The sequence below is a fragment of the Flavobacterium laiguense genome (genome assembly GCF_003097655.1).
Lineage (GTDB): Bacteria > Bacteroidota > Bacteroidia > Flavobacteriales > Flavobacteriaceae > Flavobacterium > Flavobacterium laiguense.
Genome location: NZ_QCZH01000005.1, coordinates 65,399 through 81,139, shown reverse-complemented (window position 1 = coordinate 81,139; position 15,741 = coordinate 65,399). Strand labels below are relative to the sequence as shown.

The 15,741-nt window shown below is 35.4% G+C and carries 29 protein-coding genes; all 29 read right to left on the bottom strand.

Features of this window, described 5'->3' with window-relative positions:
- Positions 1-12: 12 nt before the first annotated feature.
- The 29 genes from DB891_RS06755 to fusA all read right to left on the bottom strand — a co-directional run bounded on the left by DB891_RS06755 (position 13) and on the right by fusA (position 15,736).
- The gene (locus tag DB891_RS06755) at positions 13-1,005 is read right to left on the bottom strand and encodes a DNA-directed RNA polymerase subunit alpha (RefSeq protein ID WP_116761866.1); all 993 of its coding nucleotides are present in this window, start codon (positions 1,003-1,005) and stop codon (positions 13-15) included.
- A gap of 21 nt (positions 1,006-1,026) precedes the next feature.
- The gene (rpsD, locus tag DB891_RS06750) at positions 1,027-1,632 is read right to left on the bottom strand and encodes a 30S ribosomal protein S4 (RefSeq protein WP_116761864.1); all 606 of its coding nucleotides are present in this window, start codon (positions 1,630-1,632) and stop codon (positions 1,027-1,029) included.
- A gap of 93 nt (positions 1,633-1,725) precedes the next feature.
- Positions 1,726-2,109, bottom strand: a complete 384-nt coding sequence (gene rpsK / locus DB891_RS06745) for a 30S ribosomal protein S11 (RefSeq protein ID WP_024981527.1) — start codon at positions 2,107-2,109, stop codon at positions 1,726-1,728.
- An 8-nt stretch (positions 2,110-2,117) separates the two neighbouring features.
- Positions 2,118-2,492, bottom strand: a complete 375-nt coding sequence (rpsM, locus tag DB891_RS06740) for a 30S ribosomal protein S13 (protein WP_073210387.1) — start codon at positions 2,490-2,492, stop codon at positions 2,118-2,120.
- Positions 2,493-2,494: 2 nt separating this feature from the next.
- The gene (gene ykgO / locus DB891_RS06735; protein WP_008992256.1) at positions 2,495-2,611 is read right to left on the bottom strand and encodes a type B 50S ribosomal protein L36; all 117 of its coding nucleotides are present in this window, start codon (positions 2,609-2,611) and stop codon (positions 2,495-2,497) included.
- A 12-nt stretch (positions 2,612-2,623) separates the two neighbouring features.
- The gene (infA, locus tag DB891_RS06730; RefSeq protein WP_007136545.1) at positions 2,624-2,839 is read right to left on the bottom strand and encodes a translation initiation factor IF-1; all 216 of its coding nucleotides are present in this window, start codon (positions 2,837-2,839) and stop codon (positions 2,624-2,626) included.
- 3 nt (positions 2,840-2,842) lie between these two features.
- Complete coding sequence (gene secY, locus DB891_RS06725; protein WP_116761862.1) at positions 2,843-4,189, bottom strand: preprotein translocase subunit SecY; 1,347 nt, start codon at positions 4,187-4,189, stop codon at positions 2,843-2,845.
- 13 nt (positions 4,190-4,202) lie between these two features.
- Positions 4,203-4,655: a 50S ribosomal protein L15 gene (rplO, locus tag DB891_RS06720; RefSeq protein WP_116761860.1), complete on the bottom strand. Its 453-nt coding sequence runs from the start codon at positions 4,653-4,655 to the stop codon at positions 4,203-4,205.
- Positions 4,656-4,666: 11 nt separating this feature from the next.
- On the bottom strand, positions 4,667-4,849 hold the full coding sequence (gene rpmD / locus DB891_RS06715; protein WP_027310825.1) for a 50S ribosomal protein L30: 183 nt from the start codon (positions 4,847-4,849) through the stop codon (positions 4,667-4,669).
- Between the two features lie 12 nt (positions 4,850-4,861).
- Positions 4,862-5,389: a 30S ribosomal protein S5 gene (gene rpsE / locus DB891_RS06710; protein WP_035668102.1), complete on the bottom strand. Its 528-nt coding sequence runs from the start codon at positions 5,387-5,389 to the stop codon at positions 4,862-4,864.
- Between the two features lie 6 nt (positions 5,390-5,395).
- Positions 5,396-5,746 (bottom strand): 50S ribosomal protein L18, encoded by a 351-nt coding sequence (gene rplR, locus DB891_RS06705; protein ID WP_116761858.1) that lies wholly within the window; start codon positions 5,744-5,746, stop codon positions 5,396-5,398.
- An 11-nt stretch (positions 5,747-5,757) separates the two neighbouring features.
- On the bottom strand, positions 5,758-6,300 hold the full coding sequence (rplF, locus tag DB891_RS06700) for a 50S ribosomal protein L6 (RefSeq protein WP_116761855.1): 543 nt from the start codon (positions 6,298-6,300) through the stop codon (positions 5,758-5,760).
- 18 nt (positions 6,301-6,318) lie between these two features.
- The gene (gene rpsH / locus DB891_RS06695) at positions 6,319-6,717 is read right to left on the bottom strand and encodes a 30S ribosomal protein S8 (protein WP_116761853.1); all 399 of its coding nucleotides are present in this window, start codon (positions 6,715-6,717) and stop codon (positions 6,319-6,321) included.
- A gap of 103 nt (positions 6,718-6,820) precedes the next feature.
- A complete protein-coding gene (gene rpsN / locus DB891_RS06690) occupies positions 6,821-7,090 on the bottom strand; it encodes a 30S ribosomal protein S14 (RefSeq protein ID WP_116761851.1) in 270 nt (89 codons plus the stop codon).
- 3 nt (positions 7,091-7,093) lie between these two features.
- Entirely contained in the window at positions 7,094-7,645 is a 552-nt protein-coding gene (gene rplE / locus DB891_RS06685; protein WP_077377755.1) for a 50S ribosomal protein L5, read from the bottom strand.
- A gap of 2 nt (positions 7,646-7,647) precedes the next feature.
- Positions 7,648-7,962, bottom strand: a complete 315-nt coding sequence (gene rplX, locus DB891_RS06680) for a 50S ribosomal protein L24 (protein ID WP_116761849.1) — start codon at positions 7,960-7,962, stop codon at positions 7,648-7,650.
- A gap of 11 nt (positions 7,963-7,973) precedes the next feature.
- Entirely contained in the window at positions 7,974-8,342 is a 369-nt protein-coding gene (gene rplN, locus DB891_RS06675; protein ID WP_026717863.1) for a 50S ribosomal protein L14, read from the bottom strand.
- A gap of 2 nt (positions 8,343-8,344) precedes the next feature.
- On the bottom strand, positions 8,345-8,605 hold the full coding sequence (gene rpsQ, locus DB891_RS06670; protein WP_026707010.1) for a 30S ribosomal protein S17: 261 nt from the start codon (positions 8,603-8,605) through the stop codon (positions 8,345-8,347).
- 12 nt (positions 8,606-8,617) lie between these two features.
- Positions 8,618-8,809, bottom strand: a complete 192-nt coding sequence (rpmC, locus tag DB891_RS06665; protein WP_026707011.1) for a 50S ribosomal protein L29 — start codon at positions 8,807-8,809, stop codon at positions 8,618-8,620.
- Between the two features lie 13 nt (positions 8,810-8,822).
- The gene (rplP, locus tag DB891_RS06660) at positions 8,823-9,248 is read right to left on the bottom strand and encodes a 50S ribosomal protein L16 (protein WP_007803637.1); all 426 of its coding nucleotides are present in this window, start codon (positions 9,246-9,248) and stop codon (positions 8,823-8,825) included.
- 19 nt (positions 9,249-9,267) lie between these two features.
- The gene (rpsC, locus tag DB891_RS06655; protein ID WP_116761847.1) at positions 9,268-10,023 is read right to left on the bottom strand and encodes a 30S ribosomal protein S3; all 756 of its coding nucleotides are present in this window, start codon (positions 10,021-10,023) and stop codon (positions 9,268-9,270) included.
- Positions 10,024-10,028: 5 nt separating this feature from the next.
- Positions 10,029-10,442, bottom strand: coding sequence for a 50S ribosomal protein L22 (gene rplV, locus DB891_RS06650; protein ID WP_035668120.1), 414 nt, complete (start codon positions 10,440-10,442; stop codon positions 10,029-10,031).
- Positions 10,443-10,448: 6 nt separating this feature from the next.
- Positions 10,449-10,727 (bottom strand): 30S ribosomal protein S19, encoded by a 279-nt coding sequence (gene rpsS, locus DB891_RS06645; RefSeq protein ID WP_007136562.1) that lies wholly within the window; start codon positions 10,725-10,727, stop codon positions 10,449-10,451.
- Between the two features lie 6 nt (positions 10,728-10,733).
- Positions 10,734-11,558 (bottom strand): 50S ribosomal protein L2, encoded by an 825-nt coding sequence (rplB, locus tag DB891_RS06640; protein WP_059114053.1) that lies wholly within the window; start codon positions 11,556-11,558, stop codon positions 10,734-10,736.
- Positions 11,559-11,564: 6 nt separating this feature from the next.
- Entirely contained in the window at positions 11,565-11,855 is a 291-nt protein-coding gene (rplW, locus tag DB891_RS06635) for a 50S ribosomal protein L23 (RefSeq protein WP_116761845.1), read from the bottom strand.
- 6 nt (positions 11,856-11,861) lie between these two features.
- Positions 11,862-12,491, bottom strand: coding sequence for a 50S ribosomal protein L4 (gene rplD, locus DB891_RS06630; protein ID WP_116761843.1), 630 nt, complete (start codon positions 12,489-12,491; stop codon positions 11,862-11,864).
- The gene (rplC, locus tag DB891_RS06625; protein WP_066081043.1) at positions 12,491-13,108 is read right to left on the bottom strand and encodes a 50S ribosomal protein L3; all 618 of its coding nucleotides are present in this window, start codon (positions 13,106-13,108) and stop codon (positions 12,491-12,493) included. The genes rplD and rplC overlap by 1 nt, the downstream gene beginning before the upstream one ends.
- 154 nt (positions 13,109-13,262) lie before the next feature.
- Positions 13,263-13,568 carry a 30S ribosomal protein S10 gene (gene rpsJ / locus DB891_RS06620; protein ID WP_011963470.1) on the bottom strand — a complete coding sequence of 102 codons (306 nt, stop codon included), beginning with the start codon at positions 13,566-13,568 and terminating at the stop codon, positions 13,263-13,265.
- A gap of 11 nt (positions 13,569-13,579) precedes the next feature.
- Positions 13,580-15,736 (bottom strand): elongation factor G, encoded by a 2,157-nt coding sequence (gene fusA / locus DB891_RS06615; RefSeq protein ID WP_116761841.1) that lies wholly within the window; start codon positions 15,734-15,736, stop codon positions 13,580-13,582.
- Positions 15,737-15,741 lie beyond the last annotated feature (5 nt).

The window sequence follows — 15,741 nt, the reverse complement described above, 5'->3', positions numbered from 1 at the left end:
GTGGGGACTTAATTATTCTTTATCTAGTTTGTATTTTGCCAAATCCATCCCGAAGTTCAAATTCTTAATAGCTACTAGTTCATCTAGTTCTGTTAAAGATTTTTTACCGAAATTACGGAATTTCATTAGGTCATTTTTGTTGAACGATACTAAATCACCAAGTGTATCAACTTCAGCCGCTTTCAAGCAATTTAATGCTCTTACAGATAAATCCATATCAACAAGCTTAGTTTTAAGCAATTGTCTCATATGCAATGACTCTTCGTCATAAGATTCTGTTTGTGCAATTTCGTCAGCCTCTAGTGTAATTCTTTCATCAGAAAACAACATGAAATGGTGAATTAAAACTTTTGCAGCTTCAGTAAGAGCATCTTTAGGATTTATAGAACCATCAGTTTTTATTTCAAAAACCAATTTTTCGTAATCTGTTTTTTGCTCTACACGGAAGTTTTCAATTCCATACTTCACATTTTTTACCGGAGTAAAAATTGAGTCAGTAAAAATAGTTCCTATTGCAGCATTCTGTTTTTTGTTCTCTTCAGCAGGAACATATCCTCTACCTTTTTCGATAGTTAAATCGAAATTCAGTTTGATTTTACTATCTAAATTACAGATAACTAGTTCTGGATTCAAAACTTGAAAACCTGAGATGAATTTTTGAAAATCACCAGCTGTTAATTGATCTTTACCTGAAACAGAAATAGTAACTGATTCATTATCGATATCTTCAATTTGACGTTTGAAACGCACTTGTTTAAGATTAAGGATAATTTCGGTAACGTCCTCAACAACTCCTGAAATAGTAGAAAACTCATGATCTACACCTTCTATACGAACAGATGTAATTGCATAACCTTCTAATGCTGAAAGCAAAACTCTTCTAAGTGCATTACCAACGGTCAATCCGTAACCTGGTTCTAAAGGTCTAAATTCAAATTTACCTTCAAAATCGGTTGAATCGATCATGATAACTTTATCGGGCTTCTGAAAATTAAATATTGCCATAAATTTCGACTAAGTCAATTATTATTTGTTGTACAACTCTACGATTAATTGTTCTTTGATGTTTTCTGGAATTTGAAGTCTAGCAGGAACAGTAACAAAAGTACCTGATTTAGTTTCATTATTCCAAGTAATCCACTCATAAACATGACTTGAATTTGATAAAGAACGTTCGATAGCCTCTAAAGATTTAGATTTTTCACGAACACCTACTACATCACCTGGTTTCAAGTGGTAAGAAGGAATATTTACATTTTCTCCATTTACAGTAATGTGACGGTGAGAAACGATTTGACGAGCACCTCTTCTAGATGGAGCAATACCCATTCTAAAAACAACGTTATCTAATCTTGCTTCACACAATTGTAACAATACTTCACCAGTAACACCTTTAGTAGCTGATGCTTTTTTGAATAAACCTCTGAATTGTTTTTCTAAAATTCCATAAGAATATTTAGCTTTTTGCTTTTCCATTAACTGGACAGCAAATTCAGATTTTTTACCTCTTTTTTTAGCCATCCCGTGTTGACCAGGTGGGTAATTTCTTTTTTCGAAAGCTTTATCGTCTCCGAAAATTGCCTCGCCAAATTTACGAGCGATTCTTGTACTAGGACCAGTATATCTTGCCATTTTAAATTGTTTAAGATTGAGATTATGAATTCAGGTCTTATCCTTCGATAATCTTTTTTCAATCTAGGTTTATACTATAATAATTTTTGAGTATTAAACTCTACGTCTTTTTGGAGGACGACATCCATTGTGAGGCATTGGAGTAACATCGATAATCTCTGTAACTTCAATTCCACCGTTATGCAAAGAACGGATAGCAGACTCACGTCCGTTTCCTGGTCCTTTTACATACACTTTTACTTTTTTAAGTCCAGCCTCAAGAGCTACTTTACTACAATCTTCTGCTGCCATTTGAGCCGCGTATGGAGTGTTCTTTTTAGAACCTCTAAAACCCATTTTACCAGCTGAAGACCAAGAAATAACTTCACCTTTTTTGTTAGTCAAAGAAATGATGATGTTATTGAAGGTAGCAGAAATATGAGCTTCTCCCGTTGATTCAACGATAACTTTACGTTTTTTTGCAGTTGCTTTAGCCATATTACTTATTATTTAGTTGCTTTTTTCTTGTTAGCAACAGTTTTTCTTTTACCTTTTCTTGTTCTAGAGTTGTTTTTAGTTCTTTGTCCTCTTAATGGAAGACCAGTTCTATGACGGATACCTCTATAACAACCAATATCCATTAAACGTTTGATGTTCAAAGAAACCTCAGAACGTAATTCTCCTTCAATTTTGAAAGCTGATACCGCCTCACGAATTGCTCCGATCTCGTCATCATTCCAATCTTGAACTTTTTTATCTTGGCTAACTTGAGCTTTTTCTAAAATCTCAATTGCTCTACTATTTCCTAATCCGAAGATGTAGGTAAGTGCTATAACACCTCTCTTATTTTTCGGGATATCTACCCCTGCTATTCTTGCCATAATTATCCTTGTCTTTGTTTAAATCTAGGATTCTTTTTGTTTATTACGTACAATCTCCCTTTTCTACGCACAATTTTGCACTCGGGACTTCTCTTTTTTACTGATGCTCTAACTTTCATAGTGAATATCCTTTAATATCTATAAGTAATTCTTGCTTTTGACAAGTCATAAGGACTCATTTCTAGTTTCACTTTATCACCAGGTAATAATTTGATGTAATGCATACGCATCTTTCCAGAAATATGAGCAATTACGATATGTCCATTTTCTAACTCTACACGGAACATCGCATTTGATAATGCTTCGATGATAGATCCGTCTTGTTCTATTGCTGATTGTTTTGCCATAAGTTAAGCTACTGCTTTTCTATTTTTACCACTCTTCATCAAACCGTCATAATGTTTGTTTAACAAGTATGAATTAATTTGTTGAATCGTATCTATTGCAACTCCAACCATAATTATCAATGAAGTCCCTCCAAAAAACATAGCCCAAGATTGTTGAACATCCATAAGACTTACAACAATTGCTGGGAACACAGCTATCAAAGCAAGAAATAAAGATCCTGGAAAAGTTATTAAAGACATCACTTTATCAAGATAATCTGAAGTCTCAACACCTGGTCTTACACCTGGTATGAAACCACCACTTCTCTTTAAATCATCAGACATCTTGTTAGTAGGCACTGTAATTGCAGTATAAAAGAAAGTAAATACAACTATCAAAGTTGCAAAAACTAAATTATACCAAAATCCAAACATGTTACTAAAAGCTCCGACAATAGATTGAGATGCATCTGATTTAGACAAACCAGCAACAGCAGCAGGAATAAACATAATTGCTTGTGCAAATATAATTGGCATTACACCAGATGCATTAAGCTTTAATGGAATCCATTGTCTGTTACCACCCATCATATCTTGTTCGAAATCACCAGAAGTAGTACGACGAGCATACTGCACTGGAATTTTTCTAATAGCCATAACTAACAAAACACAAGAAATAATAACAAGCAACCAAATAATGATTTCAATAACCAATAACATTGGTCCACCATTGTTATTAGTAACTCTTGTCGTAAATTCTTGAATGAAAGCTTGTGGCAACCTAGCCAAAATACCAACCATTATCAAAAGGGAAATTCCGTTTCCAATTCCTTTATCAGTAATTTTTTCTCCTAACCACATGGCAAAAATTGTACCAGTAACCAAGATAACCACTGAAGAAAACAAGAATTCGAAAGAGTTAAACCCTAAAATAAAAGCTGAACTAGGTAAAGTTCTGTAAAGATTGTAGATATAAGTTGGTCCTTGTACTAAAGTTATAACGATAGTTAACCAACGGGTAATTTGATTGATTTTTTTTCTACCACTTTCCCCATCACTTTGTAGTTTTTGCAAGTAAGGAATCGCAATTCCCATAAGTTGAACAACAATAGATGCAGAAATATAAGGCATTATTCCTAAAGCAAAAACTGAAGCTTTAGAAAATGCACCTCCGGTAAACATGTCTAGAATAGATCCTAATCCATCTTTGGTTTGTCCCGCTAATCCAGTCAATTGAGTTGCGTCAATTCCAGGAAGCGTAACTTGAGCACCAAAACGATAAACAAGAAGTAGACCTAAAGTAATAAGAATTCTATTTTTTAGTTCTTCTATTTTCCAAACATTACTTATTGATTCAATAAATTTCTTCATCTTAATTGAAAAATTACATGATTACAGCCTCTCCACCAGCAGCTTCAATAGCGGCTTTTGCAGTAGCAGTAAATTTGTGAGCAGTTACTTTTAATTTTGCTGTCAATTCTCCTCTACCTAAAATCTTAACGATTTCATTTTTGGTAGCAAGACGATTAGCTACATAAACTGTCATATCAACAGCATCTGTAATTACTCCATTATCAACTAATAATTGAAGAGTATCAAGATTAACACCTTCGTATTCTTTACGATTGATGTTCGTGAAACCAAACTTAGGCACACGTCTTTGAAGCGGCATTTGCCCACCTTCAAAACCAATCTTTTTAGAATAACCAGAACGAGATTTTGCTCCTTTGTGACCTCTTGCAGAAGTACCACCTTTTCCAGAACCTTCTCCTCTACCTAATCTTTTATTTTGATTGTGTGTAGAACCCTCAGCAGGTTGTAAGTTACTTAAATTCATAACAGTATTTGTTATTTAGCTTCTTCAACAGAAACTAAGTGTTTAACTTTATTTATCATCCCAAGGATTGTAGGATTTGAATCATGCTCTACAACTTGTCCCATTTTACGTAGACCTAAAGCTTCCAAACCTCTTTTTTGTGTAAGAGGACAGTTGATTTTGCTTCTAACTTGTTTTACTAATAATTTAGCCATAATTTCCTTGAATTAACCTTTAAAAACTTTTTCTAAAGAAACGCCTCTTTGTTTTGCAACAGTATAAGCACTTCTCATTTGTAATAAAGCATCAAAAGTTGCTTTTACTACGTTGTGAGGATTTGAAGATCCTTGTGATTTAGATAATACATCATGAATTCCTACTGATTCAAGAACTGAACGAACAGCTCCACCAGCAATAACTCCTGTACCATGAGAGGCAGGAATTAAAAATACACGTGCACCACCAAATTTACCTTTTTGTTCGTGAGGAACAGATTGACCATTCAAAGGAATTTTTACTAGATTTTTCTTTGCATCTTCTACTGCTTTCGCAATTGCTTCAGAAACGTCTTTAGATTTTCCTAATCCGTGTCCAACTACTCCATTCTCATCACCTACAACTACAATAGCAGAAAAACCAAAAGCTCTACCACCCTTTGTAACTTTAGTAACACGATTTACACTTACCAAACGATCTTTTAATTCAAGACCACTTGGTTTTACTAGCTCTACATTCTTGTATTTACTATTAGACATACTATATTAGAATTTAAGTCCAGCCGCTCTCGCGCCTTCTGCTAATGATTTAATACGACCGTGATATAAATAACCTCCTCTATCGAATGTTACAACATCTATACCAGCTTTCAAAGCTTTTTCTGCTACTAGTTTCCCAACTGCAGTTGCCACTTCAATGTTCGTACCTTTTCCTATTTCTTTTTCTCTTGAAGAAGCAGCCAATAAAGTAACTCCATTTACATCATCAATAAGTTGAGCGTAAATTTCTTTATTACTTCTAAAAACAGATAGTCTTGGATTAGTAGCAGTACCACTGATCGTTTTTCTAATTCTGAATCTAATTCTTTGTCTTCTTTCAGGTTTTGTTAATGACATAATGTTATTTTTTAAGCTGATTTACCTGCTTTTCTTCTTAATACTTCACCTACAAATTTAACACCTTTTCCTTTGTACGGCTCAGGCTTACGGAAACCTCTAATTTTTGCCGCTACTTGACCTAAAAGTTGTTTATCTAATGATGTTAATTTCACAATTGGGTTTTTACCTTTTTCAGATATAGTTTCAAGAGTTACCTCAGGAGCTACTTCTAAAACAATATTGTGAGAATAACCAAGTGCTAAATCTAATTTTTGTCCTTGATTTGAAGCTCTATAACCAACTCCTACCAATTCTAAAGATTTTGTAAAACCTTCTGTTACACCGATAATCATGTTATTGATTAAAGATCTGTACAATCCGTGTTTTGCTCTTTGGTCTTTGTGATCAGATGATCTATTCACTTGAACTAGATCTCCTTCAACTGTTACAGTTACGTCCGAAAACTCCTGTGTTAGTTGACCATTTTTTCCTTTTACCGTAATAATACCATCAGCAACCGAAACAGTTACTCCAGCTGGTATTGTTACTGGGCTTTTACCTATTCTTGACATCTTATATAGTCTTTAAAATTAGTATACGTAACAAATTACTTCGCCACCAACATTCAATTGTCTAGCTTTCTTTCCAGTCATTAAACCTTTAGAAGTAGAAACAATAGCAATTCCTAATCCGTTAAGGATTCTAGGAATGTTTGAAGAACCTGAATATTTACGTAAACCTGGTTTACTAATTCTTTGGATATCTTTAATTACTGACTCTTTAGTATCTTTATCATACTTCAAAGCGATTTTGATTGAACCCTGAACAGCGTTGTCTTCAAATTTGTAACTTAAGATATAACCTTGATCAAATAAGATCTTTGTTATTTCTTTTTTTAGATTAGATGCTGGAATTTCGACAACTTTGTGGTTTGCAGCCACAGCGTTTCTAACTCTCGTCAAATAATCTGCAATAGGATCTGTATACATAAGTATTGATTTGCGGTAACGGTTTTCGATTAAACGTAATCGAACCTGAAACCAGTTTATAAATGTGAAAAACAGACGCGATTACTCGCGTCTGAATATTTTTCTACCAAGATGCTTTTTTAACACCTGGTATCAATCCATTGTTAGCCATCTCACGGAATGTTACACGTGAAATACCGAATTGACGCATATACCCTCTTGGTCTACCTGTTAATTTACAACGATTGTGCAAACGAACTGGCGAAGCATTTTTCGGTAATTTTTGCAAACCTACGAAATCTCCAGCTTCTAACAAAGCTTTTCTTTTCTCAGCATACTTTACTACCGTTTTTTCTCTCTTAACCTCACGGGCTTTCATTGATTCTTTAGCCATATCTTAATTCTTTTTAAAAGGTAAACCTAATTCAGCCAACAATGACTTTGCTTCTTTATCTGTTTTAGCAGTAGTAACAAAAGAAATGTCCATTCCAGATATTTTATTTACTTTATCAATATCAATTTCAGGGAAAATGATTTGTTCTAAAACACCAAGATTATAGTTTCCTCTACCGTCAAAACCAGTAGCTTTAATACCACTGAAGTCTCTAACACGTGGTAAAGCTGAAGTAATAAGTCTATCTAAAAACTCATACATTCTTTCTCCACGCAAAGTAACTTTTGCTCCAATAGGCATCCCTTTTCTCAATTTGAAAGACGCAACGTCTTTCTTTGAAATTGTAGATACTGCTTTTTGTCCAGTAATCTTTGTTAATTCATCAACTGCATAGTCAATCAATTTTTTATCAGATACTGCTGCACCAACTCCTTTACTCAAAACGATTTTTTCCAATTTAGGAACTTGCATTACGTTTGTGTAACCGAATTCTTCTTTAAGAGCAGAGATAACTCTACTCTTATATTCTTCTTTTAGTCTAGGTATATATGCCATTACTATAGTACTTGATTAGATTTTTTTGAAAATCTTACTTTCTTATCTCCTTCAACTCTGATACCCACTCTTGTTGCTTCCTTAGTTTTAGGATCAATTAGAGAGATGTTCGAAATTTGAATCTGAGCTTCTTTCTTTACAATACCACCTTGAGGGCTTTTTGCACTAGGTTTCGTATGTTTAGAAACCATGTTTACACCTTCAACAATTGCTTTGTTTTTCTCACGGTACACACGTAATACTTTACCTTCAGCACCTTTGTGGTCTCCAGCAATTACTCTTACAATGTCTCCTGATTTTATTTTTAGCTTTATCATCTTAAAACGAATTAAAGCACTTCTGGTGCTAATGATACAATTTTCATGAATTGTTTTTCACGAAGTTCTCTTGCTACCGGACCAAAAACACGAGTTCCTCTCATTTCCCCTGCAGCATTCAAAAGAACACATGCATTATCATCGAAACGGATATAAGAACCATCAGCTCTTCTCACTTCTTTTTTGGTACGTACAACAACTGCAGTTGAAACAGCTCCTTTTTTAACGCTTCCGTTAGGTGCTGTATCTTTGATAGAAACTACAATCTTGTCTCCAACAGAGGCATACCTTCTTTTGGTACCTCCTAAAACACGGATAGTTAAAACTTCTTTTGCTCCCGTGTTATCTGCTACTTTTAGTCTTGATTCTTGTTGTACCATAATTATTTAGCTCTTTCTAGGATTTCAACTAATCTCCAACATTTTGATTTACTTAAAGGACGCGTTTCGCTAATTCTTACAGTATCTCCTATGTTACAGTCGTTTGTTTCGTCATGTGCCACAAATTTCTTTGTTTTCAACACGAACTTACCGTATAATGGGTGTTTAACTTTTGTTACTTGAGCAACTACAATGGATTTATCCATTTTGTTTGAAGTAACAACCCCAACTCTTTCTTTTCTTAAATTTCTTTTTTCTTCCATCTTTCAGCAGAATTATTGTAATTCTCTTTTAGTAAGTTCCGTAGCTAATCTTGCAACTGTTCTTCTTACACCTCTAATTTGAAGTGGGTTCTCAATTGGTGAAATAGCGTGAGCCATTTTCAGGTCGGCATATGCCTTCTTAGTCTGGCTAAGTTTTTCTTGCAACTCCGCTGCAGAAAGATCTTTTATTTCTGATTGTTTCATAATATAATATAGATTATGCTTCGAAATCTCTAGCAACTACGAATTTGGTTTTTACTGGAAGCTTTTGAGCTGCAAGACGTAATGCCTCTTTTGCAACTGATAAAGGAACTCCTCCAACTTCAAACATAATTCTTCCGGGTTTAACAACGGCAGCCCAATACTCAACTGCACCTTTACCTTTACCCATACGTACCTCAAGAGGTTTCTTAGTGATAGGTTTGTCTGGAAATATTTTGATCCATAATTGTCCTTCTCTTTTCATAAAACGAGTTGCAGCAATACGCGCAGCTTCGATTTGACGAGAGGTTAAGAACATTCCATCTTCATGTACAGATTTAATACCAAACATTCCATTAGAAAGTTCATGTCCTCTTTGAGAATTTCCTTTCATTTTACCTTTTTGTACCTTACGGTATTTTGTTCTTTTAGGCTGTAACATTTTTCTTTAGTTTAAAAATTTACTTTCGTTTACGAGCGTCTGGTTTACCACCTTTATTAAAAGGCTTTCTGTCTCCTCTAGGAGAATCTCCACCTTTACCACCACCAGGTTGTTTTTTGTCCATTCCTGCAAGTGGAGAAAGATCTCTCTTCCCATAAACTTCACCTTTCATGATCCACACTTTGATTCCCATTCTACCATAAGTAGTATGAGCTTCTGCAAGTGCATAATCAATATCAGCTCTGAAAGTTGATAGAGGAATTCTACCTTCTTTGAAACCTTCTGAACGAGCCATCTCTGCACCATTCAAACGACCAGAAATCAAAACTTTGATACCCTCTGCGTTCATACGCATAGAAGCAGCAATAGCCATTTTGATTGCACGTCTGTAAGAAATTCTGCTTTCGATTTGACGACAGATGCTTGTAGCAACTAGATACGCGTCAAGTTCAGGTCTTTTAATTTCAAAGATGTTGATTTGAACCTCTTTGTCAGTAATTTTCTTAAGTTCCTCTTTCAACTTGTCTACCTCTTGTCCACCTTTTCCGATAATGATACCAGGTCTAGCAGTAGTGATAGTAACGGTTACAAGTTTCAAAGTTCTCTCAATGATTACTTTCGATACACTAGCTTTTGATAAACGAGCATGGATGTACTTTCTGATTTTGTGATCTTCGGCAAGTTTATCACCGTAATCATTTCCACCATACCAGTTTGAGTCCCATCCTCTGATGATACCAAGTCTATTTCCAATTGGATTTGTCTTTTGTCCCATGCTGCTTAAGAATTGCTTTGTGTGTTATTGATAGCTCCAAGCACGATTGTTACGTGGTTAGAACGTTTTCTAATTCTGTGTGCGCGACCTTGTGGAGCTGGACGAAGTCTTTTCAACATCATTCCACCATCTACTCTGATCTCTTTAACAAATAAACCCGCTTCTTCCATATTAGCTTCAGGGTTTTTTGCTTGCCAGTTGGCAATTACAGATAAAACCAATTTTTCTAATTTTCTTGAAGCTTCTTTAGAACTAAATCTTAAGATGTTTAATGCTCTTTCTACCTTCTGACCTCTTACTAGATCTGCTACTAAGCGCATTTTTCTAGGTGAAGTAGGGCAGTTATTTAACTTTGCGAAGGCCAAAGACTTGTTAGCCTCTTTTCTTGCGTCTGCTGTTTCTCTTTTACGAACTCCCATTGCTTCTTATTTTTTACCTTTATTTTTTGCTCCAGCATGACCTCTAAAAGATCTAGTTGGTGAAAATTCTCCTAATTTGTGACCTACCATGTTTTCTGTTACGTAAACTGGTACAAATTGACGACCGTTATGAACTGCGATAGTTTGCCCAACAAAGTCTGGAGTAATCATAGAAGCTCTAGACCATGTCTTAACCACTCCTTTATTCCCACCTGCTATGTTTTCTTGAACTTTCTTGTCTAACTTATAATGAACGAAAGGTCCTTTTTTTAATGAACGTGCCATATCTTATTATTTCTTTCTACGTTCTACGATATACTTGTTACTCGGGTTTTTCTTAGAACGAGTTCTATAACCTTTAGCTGGTATTCCATTTCTTGAACGTGGATGTCCACCAGAAGAACGTCCTTCACCACCACCCATTGGGTGATCGACAGGGTTCATTGCAACAGGTCTTGTTCTAGGTCTTCTACCTAACCATCTTGTTCTACCAGCTTTTCCTGATACAACTAATTGGTGGTCTGAATTAGAAACCGCTCCAATTGTAGCCGAACAAGTCAACAAGATCAATCTTGTTTCTCCAGAAGGCATTTTAATTGTTGCATATTTCCCATCTCTTGCCATTAATTGAGCAAATGTTCCAGCTGAACGAGCGATTACAGCTCCTTGACCCGGTCTCAATTCGATACAAGAAATAACAGTTCCTAAAGGAATTCTGCTTAATGGTAATGTATTTCCAATTTCTGGTTGAGATTCTGGACCAGAAACTAATTTCTGACCAACTTTCAATCCGTTTTGAGCAATAACATAAGTTTTCTCTCCATCAGCATAAGCTAACAAAGCGATAAACGCAGTACGATTTGGATCATATTCGATTGATTTCACTGTAGCCGGAATTCCTTCTTTTGTACGTTTGAAATCAATAATACGATATCTCTGCTTGTGACCACCACCCGTATAACGCATGGTCATCTTTCCTTGACTATTTCTACCACCAGAGTTTTTTATCGGCGCTATCAAAGAGCGTTCCGGCTTATCAGTTGTAATGGCGTCATAACCATTCACAACTCTAAATCGCTGACCTGGGGTAATAGGTTTTAATTTTCTTACTGACATTTTATCTTAGATATTGTTGTAAAAATCAATTGTTTCTCCTTCTTGTACTTGAACGAATGCTTTTTTAGCAGCATTAGTCTTTCCACTGATTAAACCACTTTTAGTGTATTTTGTAGTTCTGTCTGGTCTTACATTCATCGTGTTAACACTCAAAATAGTTACTCCATAAGCAGCTTCAACAGCTTTCTTAATTTGCACTTTGTTTGCTTTTTTGTTAACGTAGAATCCAAAACGGTTTAAAACTTCACTTTCTTTGGTTACTTTTTCCGTTACTATAGGTTTAATTATGATGCTCATATCCTATTATTTACTTAAATTTTCTTCAATTACTTCCAAAGAACTCTCCAAAAGCACTAAATTATTAGCATTTAAAATAGCGTAAGTACTTAATTCATAGCTACTTACGACATTAGCCGCCTTTAAATTACGTGAGGACAAATATACATTTTTATTTGTATCACCCAACACGAACAGTGATTTTTTGTTTTCTAACTCTAAAGCTTTCAAAACGTTAATGAAATTTTTAGTGTTTGGCGTTTCAAAATTAAAGTCTTCAAGTACAATTATATTTGACTCTTTTGCTTTAATAGAGAAAGCAGATTTTCTAGCAAGACGTTTTAAGCTTTTATTCAATTTGAATGAATAACTTCTTGGTCTTGGTCCGAAAACTGTTCCACCACCTTTAAACAAAGGGTTTTTTGCACTACCCGCACGAGCAGTACCTGTTCCTTTTTGTTTTTTAATCTTACGTGTACTTCCCGCTACTTCAGCTCTTTCTTTAGCTTTGTGCGTTCCTTGTCTTTGATTAGCAAGATATTGCTTAACATCAAGGTATACTGCGTGATTGTTTGGCTCAATTGCATATACTGAATCAGAAAGTTGAACTTTTCTTCCAGTATCTTTTCCGTTGAAATCTAATACTTTTACTTCCATTACTTCTGAATGATTACATAAGAGTTGTTACATCCAGGAACACATCCTTTAATAACAAGTAGGTTCTTTTCAGCAACTACTTTTAAAACTCTAAGGTTTTGAACTTTTACATTATCTCCTCCCATACGCCCAGCCATACGCATTCCTTTGAATACTCTAGATGGATAAGAAGAAGCTCCTACAGAACCTGGCGCTCTTAAACGGTTGTGTTGACCGTGAGTTGCTTGACCAACACCACCAAAACCGTGACGTTTTACAACCCCTTGAAAACCTTTACCTTTAGATACACCTTGTACATCTACAAATTCTCCTTCAGCAAAAATAGAAACATCAATAAGATCTCCTAATTTTTGTTCAGTTGCGAAATCTTGGAATTCAACGACTTTTTTCTTAGCTACAGTTCCCGCTTTTTTAAAGTGACCTAAAGCCGCTTTTGTGGAATGTTTCTCGTTTTTGTCATCGAAACCAAGTTGCAACGCTTCGTACCCGTCAACACCTTTGGTTCTGACTTGGGTAACAACGCATGGACCAGCTTCAATTACTGTACAAGGAATATTCTTCCCGTTTTCGTCGAAAATACTAGTCATGCCGATTTTTCTACCAATTAACCCAGACATAAATATTAATTATTAATTATTAAATATAAATATAGAACGCAGCTTTTAGGCAAATCCTATTTTTTTAGTGGGTGCAAATGTATAACTTATTTACATACAAACCAAAAAAATATTTTTTGCCTAAAAACAGCGTTCCTTTTTACTCTTAAAGTAACTAAACTTTGATTTCTACTTCAACTCCACTTGGCAATTCAAGTTTCATTAAAGCGTCAATAGTTTTAGATGAAGATGAATAAATGTCAATTAATCTCTTGTATGACATTACTTCAAATTGTTCTCTCGCTTTTTTGTTAACGTGTGGAGAACGTAGAACTGTAAAAAGTTTTTTGTGTGTTGGCAATGGAATTGGTCCCGTAACAACTGCACCGGTACTTTTTACCGTTTTTACAATCTTCTCAGCAGACTTGTCTACCAACATGTGATCGTAAGATTTTAATTTTATTCTGATTTTTTGACTCATTTTCTTAAAGATTATGCGTTTCCTTTTGCTTTTTTGATAACTGCTTCTGAAATATTAGAAGGCGTTTCTGCGTAGTGTGAAAATTCCATTGTAGATGTTGCTCTACCAGATGAAAGTGTTCTTAACGTAGTTACGTATCCAAACATTTCAGATAATGGCACATCTGCTTTAATGGTTTTTGCACCAGCTCTATCACCCATGTCATTCACCTGACCTCTACGACGGTTGATATCACCTACGATATCTCCCATGTTTTCTTCCGGTGTAATCACTTCCATTTTCATGATTGGCTCTAATATAACTGCACCAGCAGCTTTAGCAACCTCTCTATACCCCATTCTTGCTGCAAGCTCAAAAGAAAGTGCATCAGAATCCACAGGGTGGAAAGATCCGTCTAATAAAGTTACTTTCAAACTATCTACCTGGTATCCTGCTAAAGGACCAGTTTTCATAGCTTCTCTGAAACCTTTTTCTACAGATGGAATATATTCTTTAGGAACGTTACCACCTTTTACTGCATTAATAAACTGTAAACCTACAGCAGCTTTACCATCAACTTCATCAGCAGGCTCTAGTCTAAATACGATATCACCGAATTTACCACGACCTCCAGATTGTTTTTTGTAAGTTTCTCTGTGTTGAGCAGATTTTGTAAACGCTTCTTTGTATTCTACTTGAGGCTCACCTTGGTTTACTTCAACTTTGAATTCACGTCTCATTCTATCAACTAAGATATCTAAGTGAAGCTCACCCATACCTGAGATAATAGTTTGACCCGAAGCCTCATCTGTTCTAACCGTAAACGTAGGATCTTCTTCAGCTAATTTAGCCAAAGCCATACCCATTTTATCTACGTCAGCCTTAGTTTTAGGCTCAATAGCAATACCAATTACTGGTGCTGGGAATTTCATACTTTCTAAGATAATTGGGTGTTTTTCATCACACAAAGTATCTCCAGTTTTAATATCTTTAAATCCAACTGCTGCTCCAATATCACCTGCTTCGATATAATCGATTGGGTTTTGCTTGTTAGCATGCATTTGGTAGATACGAGAAATTCTTTCTTTGTTTCCTGAACGAGTGTTCAAAACATAAGAACCTGCATCTAAACGTCCTGAATAAGCACGGAAGAAAGCTAAACGACCTACGAATGGGTCAGTAGCAATTTTAAAAGCTAAAGCAGCGAATGGCTCTTTAACATCTGGCTTACGCAATATTTTAACTTGATCTTCTTCTAATAATTCAGCATCATCAGGGTGAATTCCTTCGATACCTTCTTTATCCATTGGAGATGGCAAATATTTACATACTGCATCTAACATGAATTGAACTCCTTTGTTTTTGAAAGAAGAACCAGCAATCATAGGAATGATAGCCATATCCATTACAGCTGCTCTTAATGCAATGTTGATTTCTTCCTCTGTGATAGAGCTTTCATCTTCCATGAATTTTTCAAGCAAAGTCTCATCATAATCAGCTACTGCTTCAATAAGTATCGACCTGTATTCTTTCACTTCATCTAGCATATCTTCAGGAATAGGCACAATATCATAAGTAGCCCCTAAACCTTCTTCATGCCAAACAATAGCTTGGTTTCTCACTAAATCCACAACACCTCTGAAATCATTTTCTTCACCAATTGGCAAAGTGATTGCAACTGCATTTGACTTCAACATATCTCTTACTTGCTGACATACCATCAAAAAGTTAGAACCTTGTCTGTCCATTTTATTAACGAAACCAATACGTGGCACTCTGTACTGATCTGCTAATCTCCAGTTAGTTTCTGATTGTGGCTCAACACCATCAACAGCACTAAATAAGAAAACCAAACCATCAAGTACACGCAAAGAACGGTTTACTTCAACTGTAAAGTCAACGTGTCCCGGGGTATCAATAATATTAAAGTGATAAGGCAATGTTTCAGGTAAAACTTTACCTTGTTCAGTAGGGAAATTCCATTCACAAGTAGTAGCTGCAGAAGTAATTGTAATACCTCTTTCTTGCTCTTGTGCCATCCAGTCCATTGTTGCAGCACCATCGTGTACTTCACCAATTTTGTGTGATTTTCCAGTATAGAATAATATACGCTCTGTTGTTGTTGTTTTACCAGCATCAATGTGAGCAGCAATTCCTATATTTCTTGTATATTTAAGTTCTCTAGCCATTTCTT

Excerpts from the sequence above, each read along its gene's own strand:
- rplD (WP_116761843.1), bottom strand. The coding sequence starts at position 12,491 with ATGGAAGTAAAAGTATTAGATTTCAACGGAAAAGATACTGGAAGAAAA.
- rpsD (WP_116761864.1), bottom strand. The coding sequence starts at position 1,632 with ATGGCAAGATATACTGGTCCTAGTACAAGAATCGCTCGTAAATTTGGC.
- rpsJ (WP_011963470.1), bottom strand. The coding sequence starts at position 13,568 with ATGAGTCAAAAAATCAGAATAAAATTAAAATCTTACGATCACATGTTG.
- rplN (WP_026717863.1), bottom strand. The coding sequence starts at position 8,342 with ATGGTACAACAAGAATCAAGACTAAAAGTAGCAGATAACACGGGAGCA.
- rplE (WP_077377755.1), bottom strand. The coding sequence starts at position 7,645 with ATGGCATATATACCTAGACTAAAAGAAGAATATAAGAGTAGAGTTATC.
- rplP (WP_007803637.1), bottom strand. The coding sequence starts at position 9,248 with ATGTTACAGCCTAAAAGAACAAAATACCGTAAGGTACAAAAAGGTAAA.
- infA (WP_007136545.1), bottom strand. The coding sequence starts at position 2,839 with ATGGCAAAACAATCAGCAATAGAACAAGACGGATCTATCATCGAAGCA.
- rpsH (WP_116761853.1), bottom strand. The coding sequence starts at position 6,717 with ATGTATACAGATCCTATTGCAGATTATTTGACGAGAGTTAGAAACGCT.
- rplB (WP_059114053.1), bottom strand. The coding sequence starts at position 11,558 with ATGTCAGTAAGAAAATTAAAACCTATTACCCCAGGTCAGCGATTTAGA.
- ykgO (WP_008992256.1), bottom strand. The coding sequence starts at position 2,611 with ATGAAAGTTAGAGCATCAGTAAAAAAGAGAAGTCCCGAGTGCAAAATT.
- fusA (WP_116761841.1), bottom strand. The coding sequence starts at position 15,736 with ATGGCTAGAGAACTTAAATATACAAGAAATATAGGAATTGCTGCTCAC.
- rpsE (WP_035668102.1), bottom strand. The coding sequence starts at position 5,389 with ATGTCTAATAGTAAATACAAGAATGTAGAGCTAGTAAAACCAAGTGGT.
- rpmD (WP_027310825.1), bottom strand. The coding sequence starts at position 4,849 with ATGGCTAAATTATTAGTAAAACAAGTTAGAAGCAAAATCAACTGTCCT.
- rplO (WP_116761860.1), bottom strand. The coding sequence starts at position 4,655 with ATGAATTTAAGTAACTTACAACCTGCTGAGGGTTCTACACACAATCAA.
- rpsS (WP_007136562.1), bottom strand. The coding sequence starts at position 10,727 with ATGGCACGTTCATTAAAAAAAGGACCTTTCGTTCATTATAAGTTAGAC.
- secY (WP_116761862.1), bottom strand. The coding sequence starts at position 4,189 with ATGAAGAAATTTATTGAATCAATAAGTAATGTTTGGAAAATAGAAGAA.
- DB891_RS06755 (WP_116761866.1), bottom strand. The coding sequence starts at position 1,005 with ATGGCAATATTTAATTTTCAGAAGCCCGATAAAGTTATCATGATCGAT.
- rplV (WP_035668120.1), bottom strand. The coding sequence starts at position 10,442 with ATGGGAGTTCGTAAAAGAGAAACAGCAGACGCAAGAAAAGAGGCTAAC.
- rplW (WP_116761845.1), bottom strand. The coding sequence starts at position 11,855 with ATGAGCATCATAATTAAACCTATAGTAACGGAAAAAGTAACCAAAGAA.
- rpmC (WP_026707011.1), bottom strand. The coding sequence starts at position 8,809 with ATGAAACAATCAGAAATAAAAGATCTTTCTGCAGCGGAGTTGCAAGAA.
- rplF (WP_116761855.1), bottom strand. The coding sequence starts at position 6,300 with ATGTCAAGAATAGGTAAAAGCCCAGTAACAATACCAGCTGGAGTAACT.
- rpsM (WP_073210387.1), bottom strand. The coding sequence starts at position 2,492 with ATGGCAAGAATAGCAGGGGTAGATATCCCGAAAAATAAGAGAGGTGTT.
- rpsQ (WP_026707010.1), bottom strand. The coding sequence starts at position 8,605 with ATGGAAGAAAAAAGAAATTTAAGAAAAGAAAGAGTTGGGGTTGTTACT.
- rpsN (WP_116761851.1), bottom strand. The coding sequence starts at position 7,090 with ATGGCTAAAGAATCAATGAAAGCCCGTGAGGTTAAGAGAGAAAAAACG.
- rplX (WP_116761849.1), bottom strand. The coding sequence starts at position 7,962 with ATGATAAAGCTAAAAATAAAATCAGGAGACATTGTAAGAGTAATTGCT.
- rpsC (WP_116761847.1), bottom strand. The coding sequence starts at position 10,023 with ATGGGACAAAAGACAAATCCAATTGGAAATAGACTTGGTATCATCAGA.
- rplR (WP_116761858.1), bottom strand. The coding sequence starts at position 5,746 with ATGTCATTAACAAAACCTGAAAGAAGACAAAGAATTAGATTCAGAATT.
- rplC (WP_066081043.1), bottom strand. The coding sequence starts at position 13,108 with ATGTCTGGGTTAATTGGTAGAAAAATCGGCATGACTAGTATTTTCGAC.
- rpsK (WP_024981527.1), bottom strand. The coding sequence starts at position 2,109 with ATGGCTAAAGCAACTGCAAAAAAACGTAAAGTTATCGTTGAATCAACG.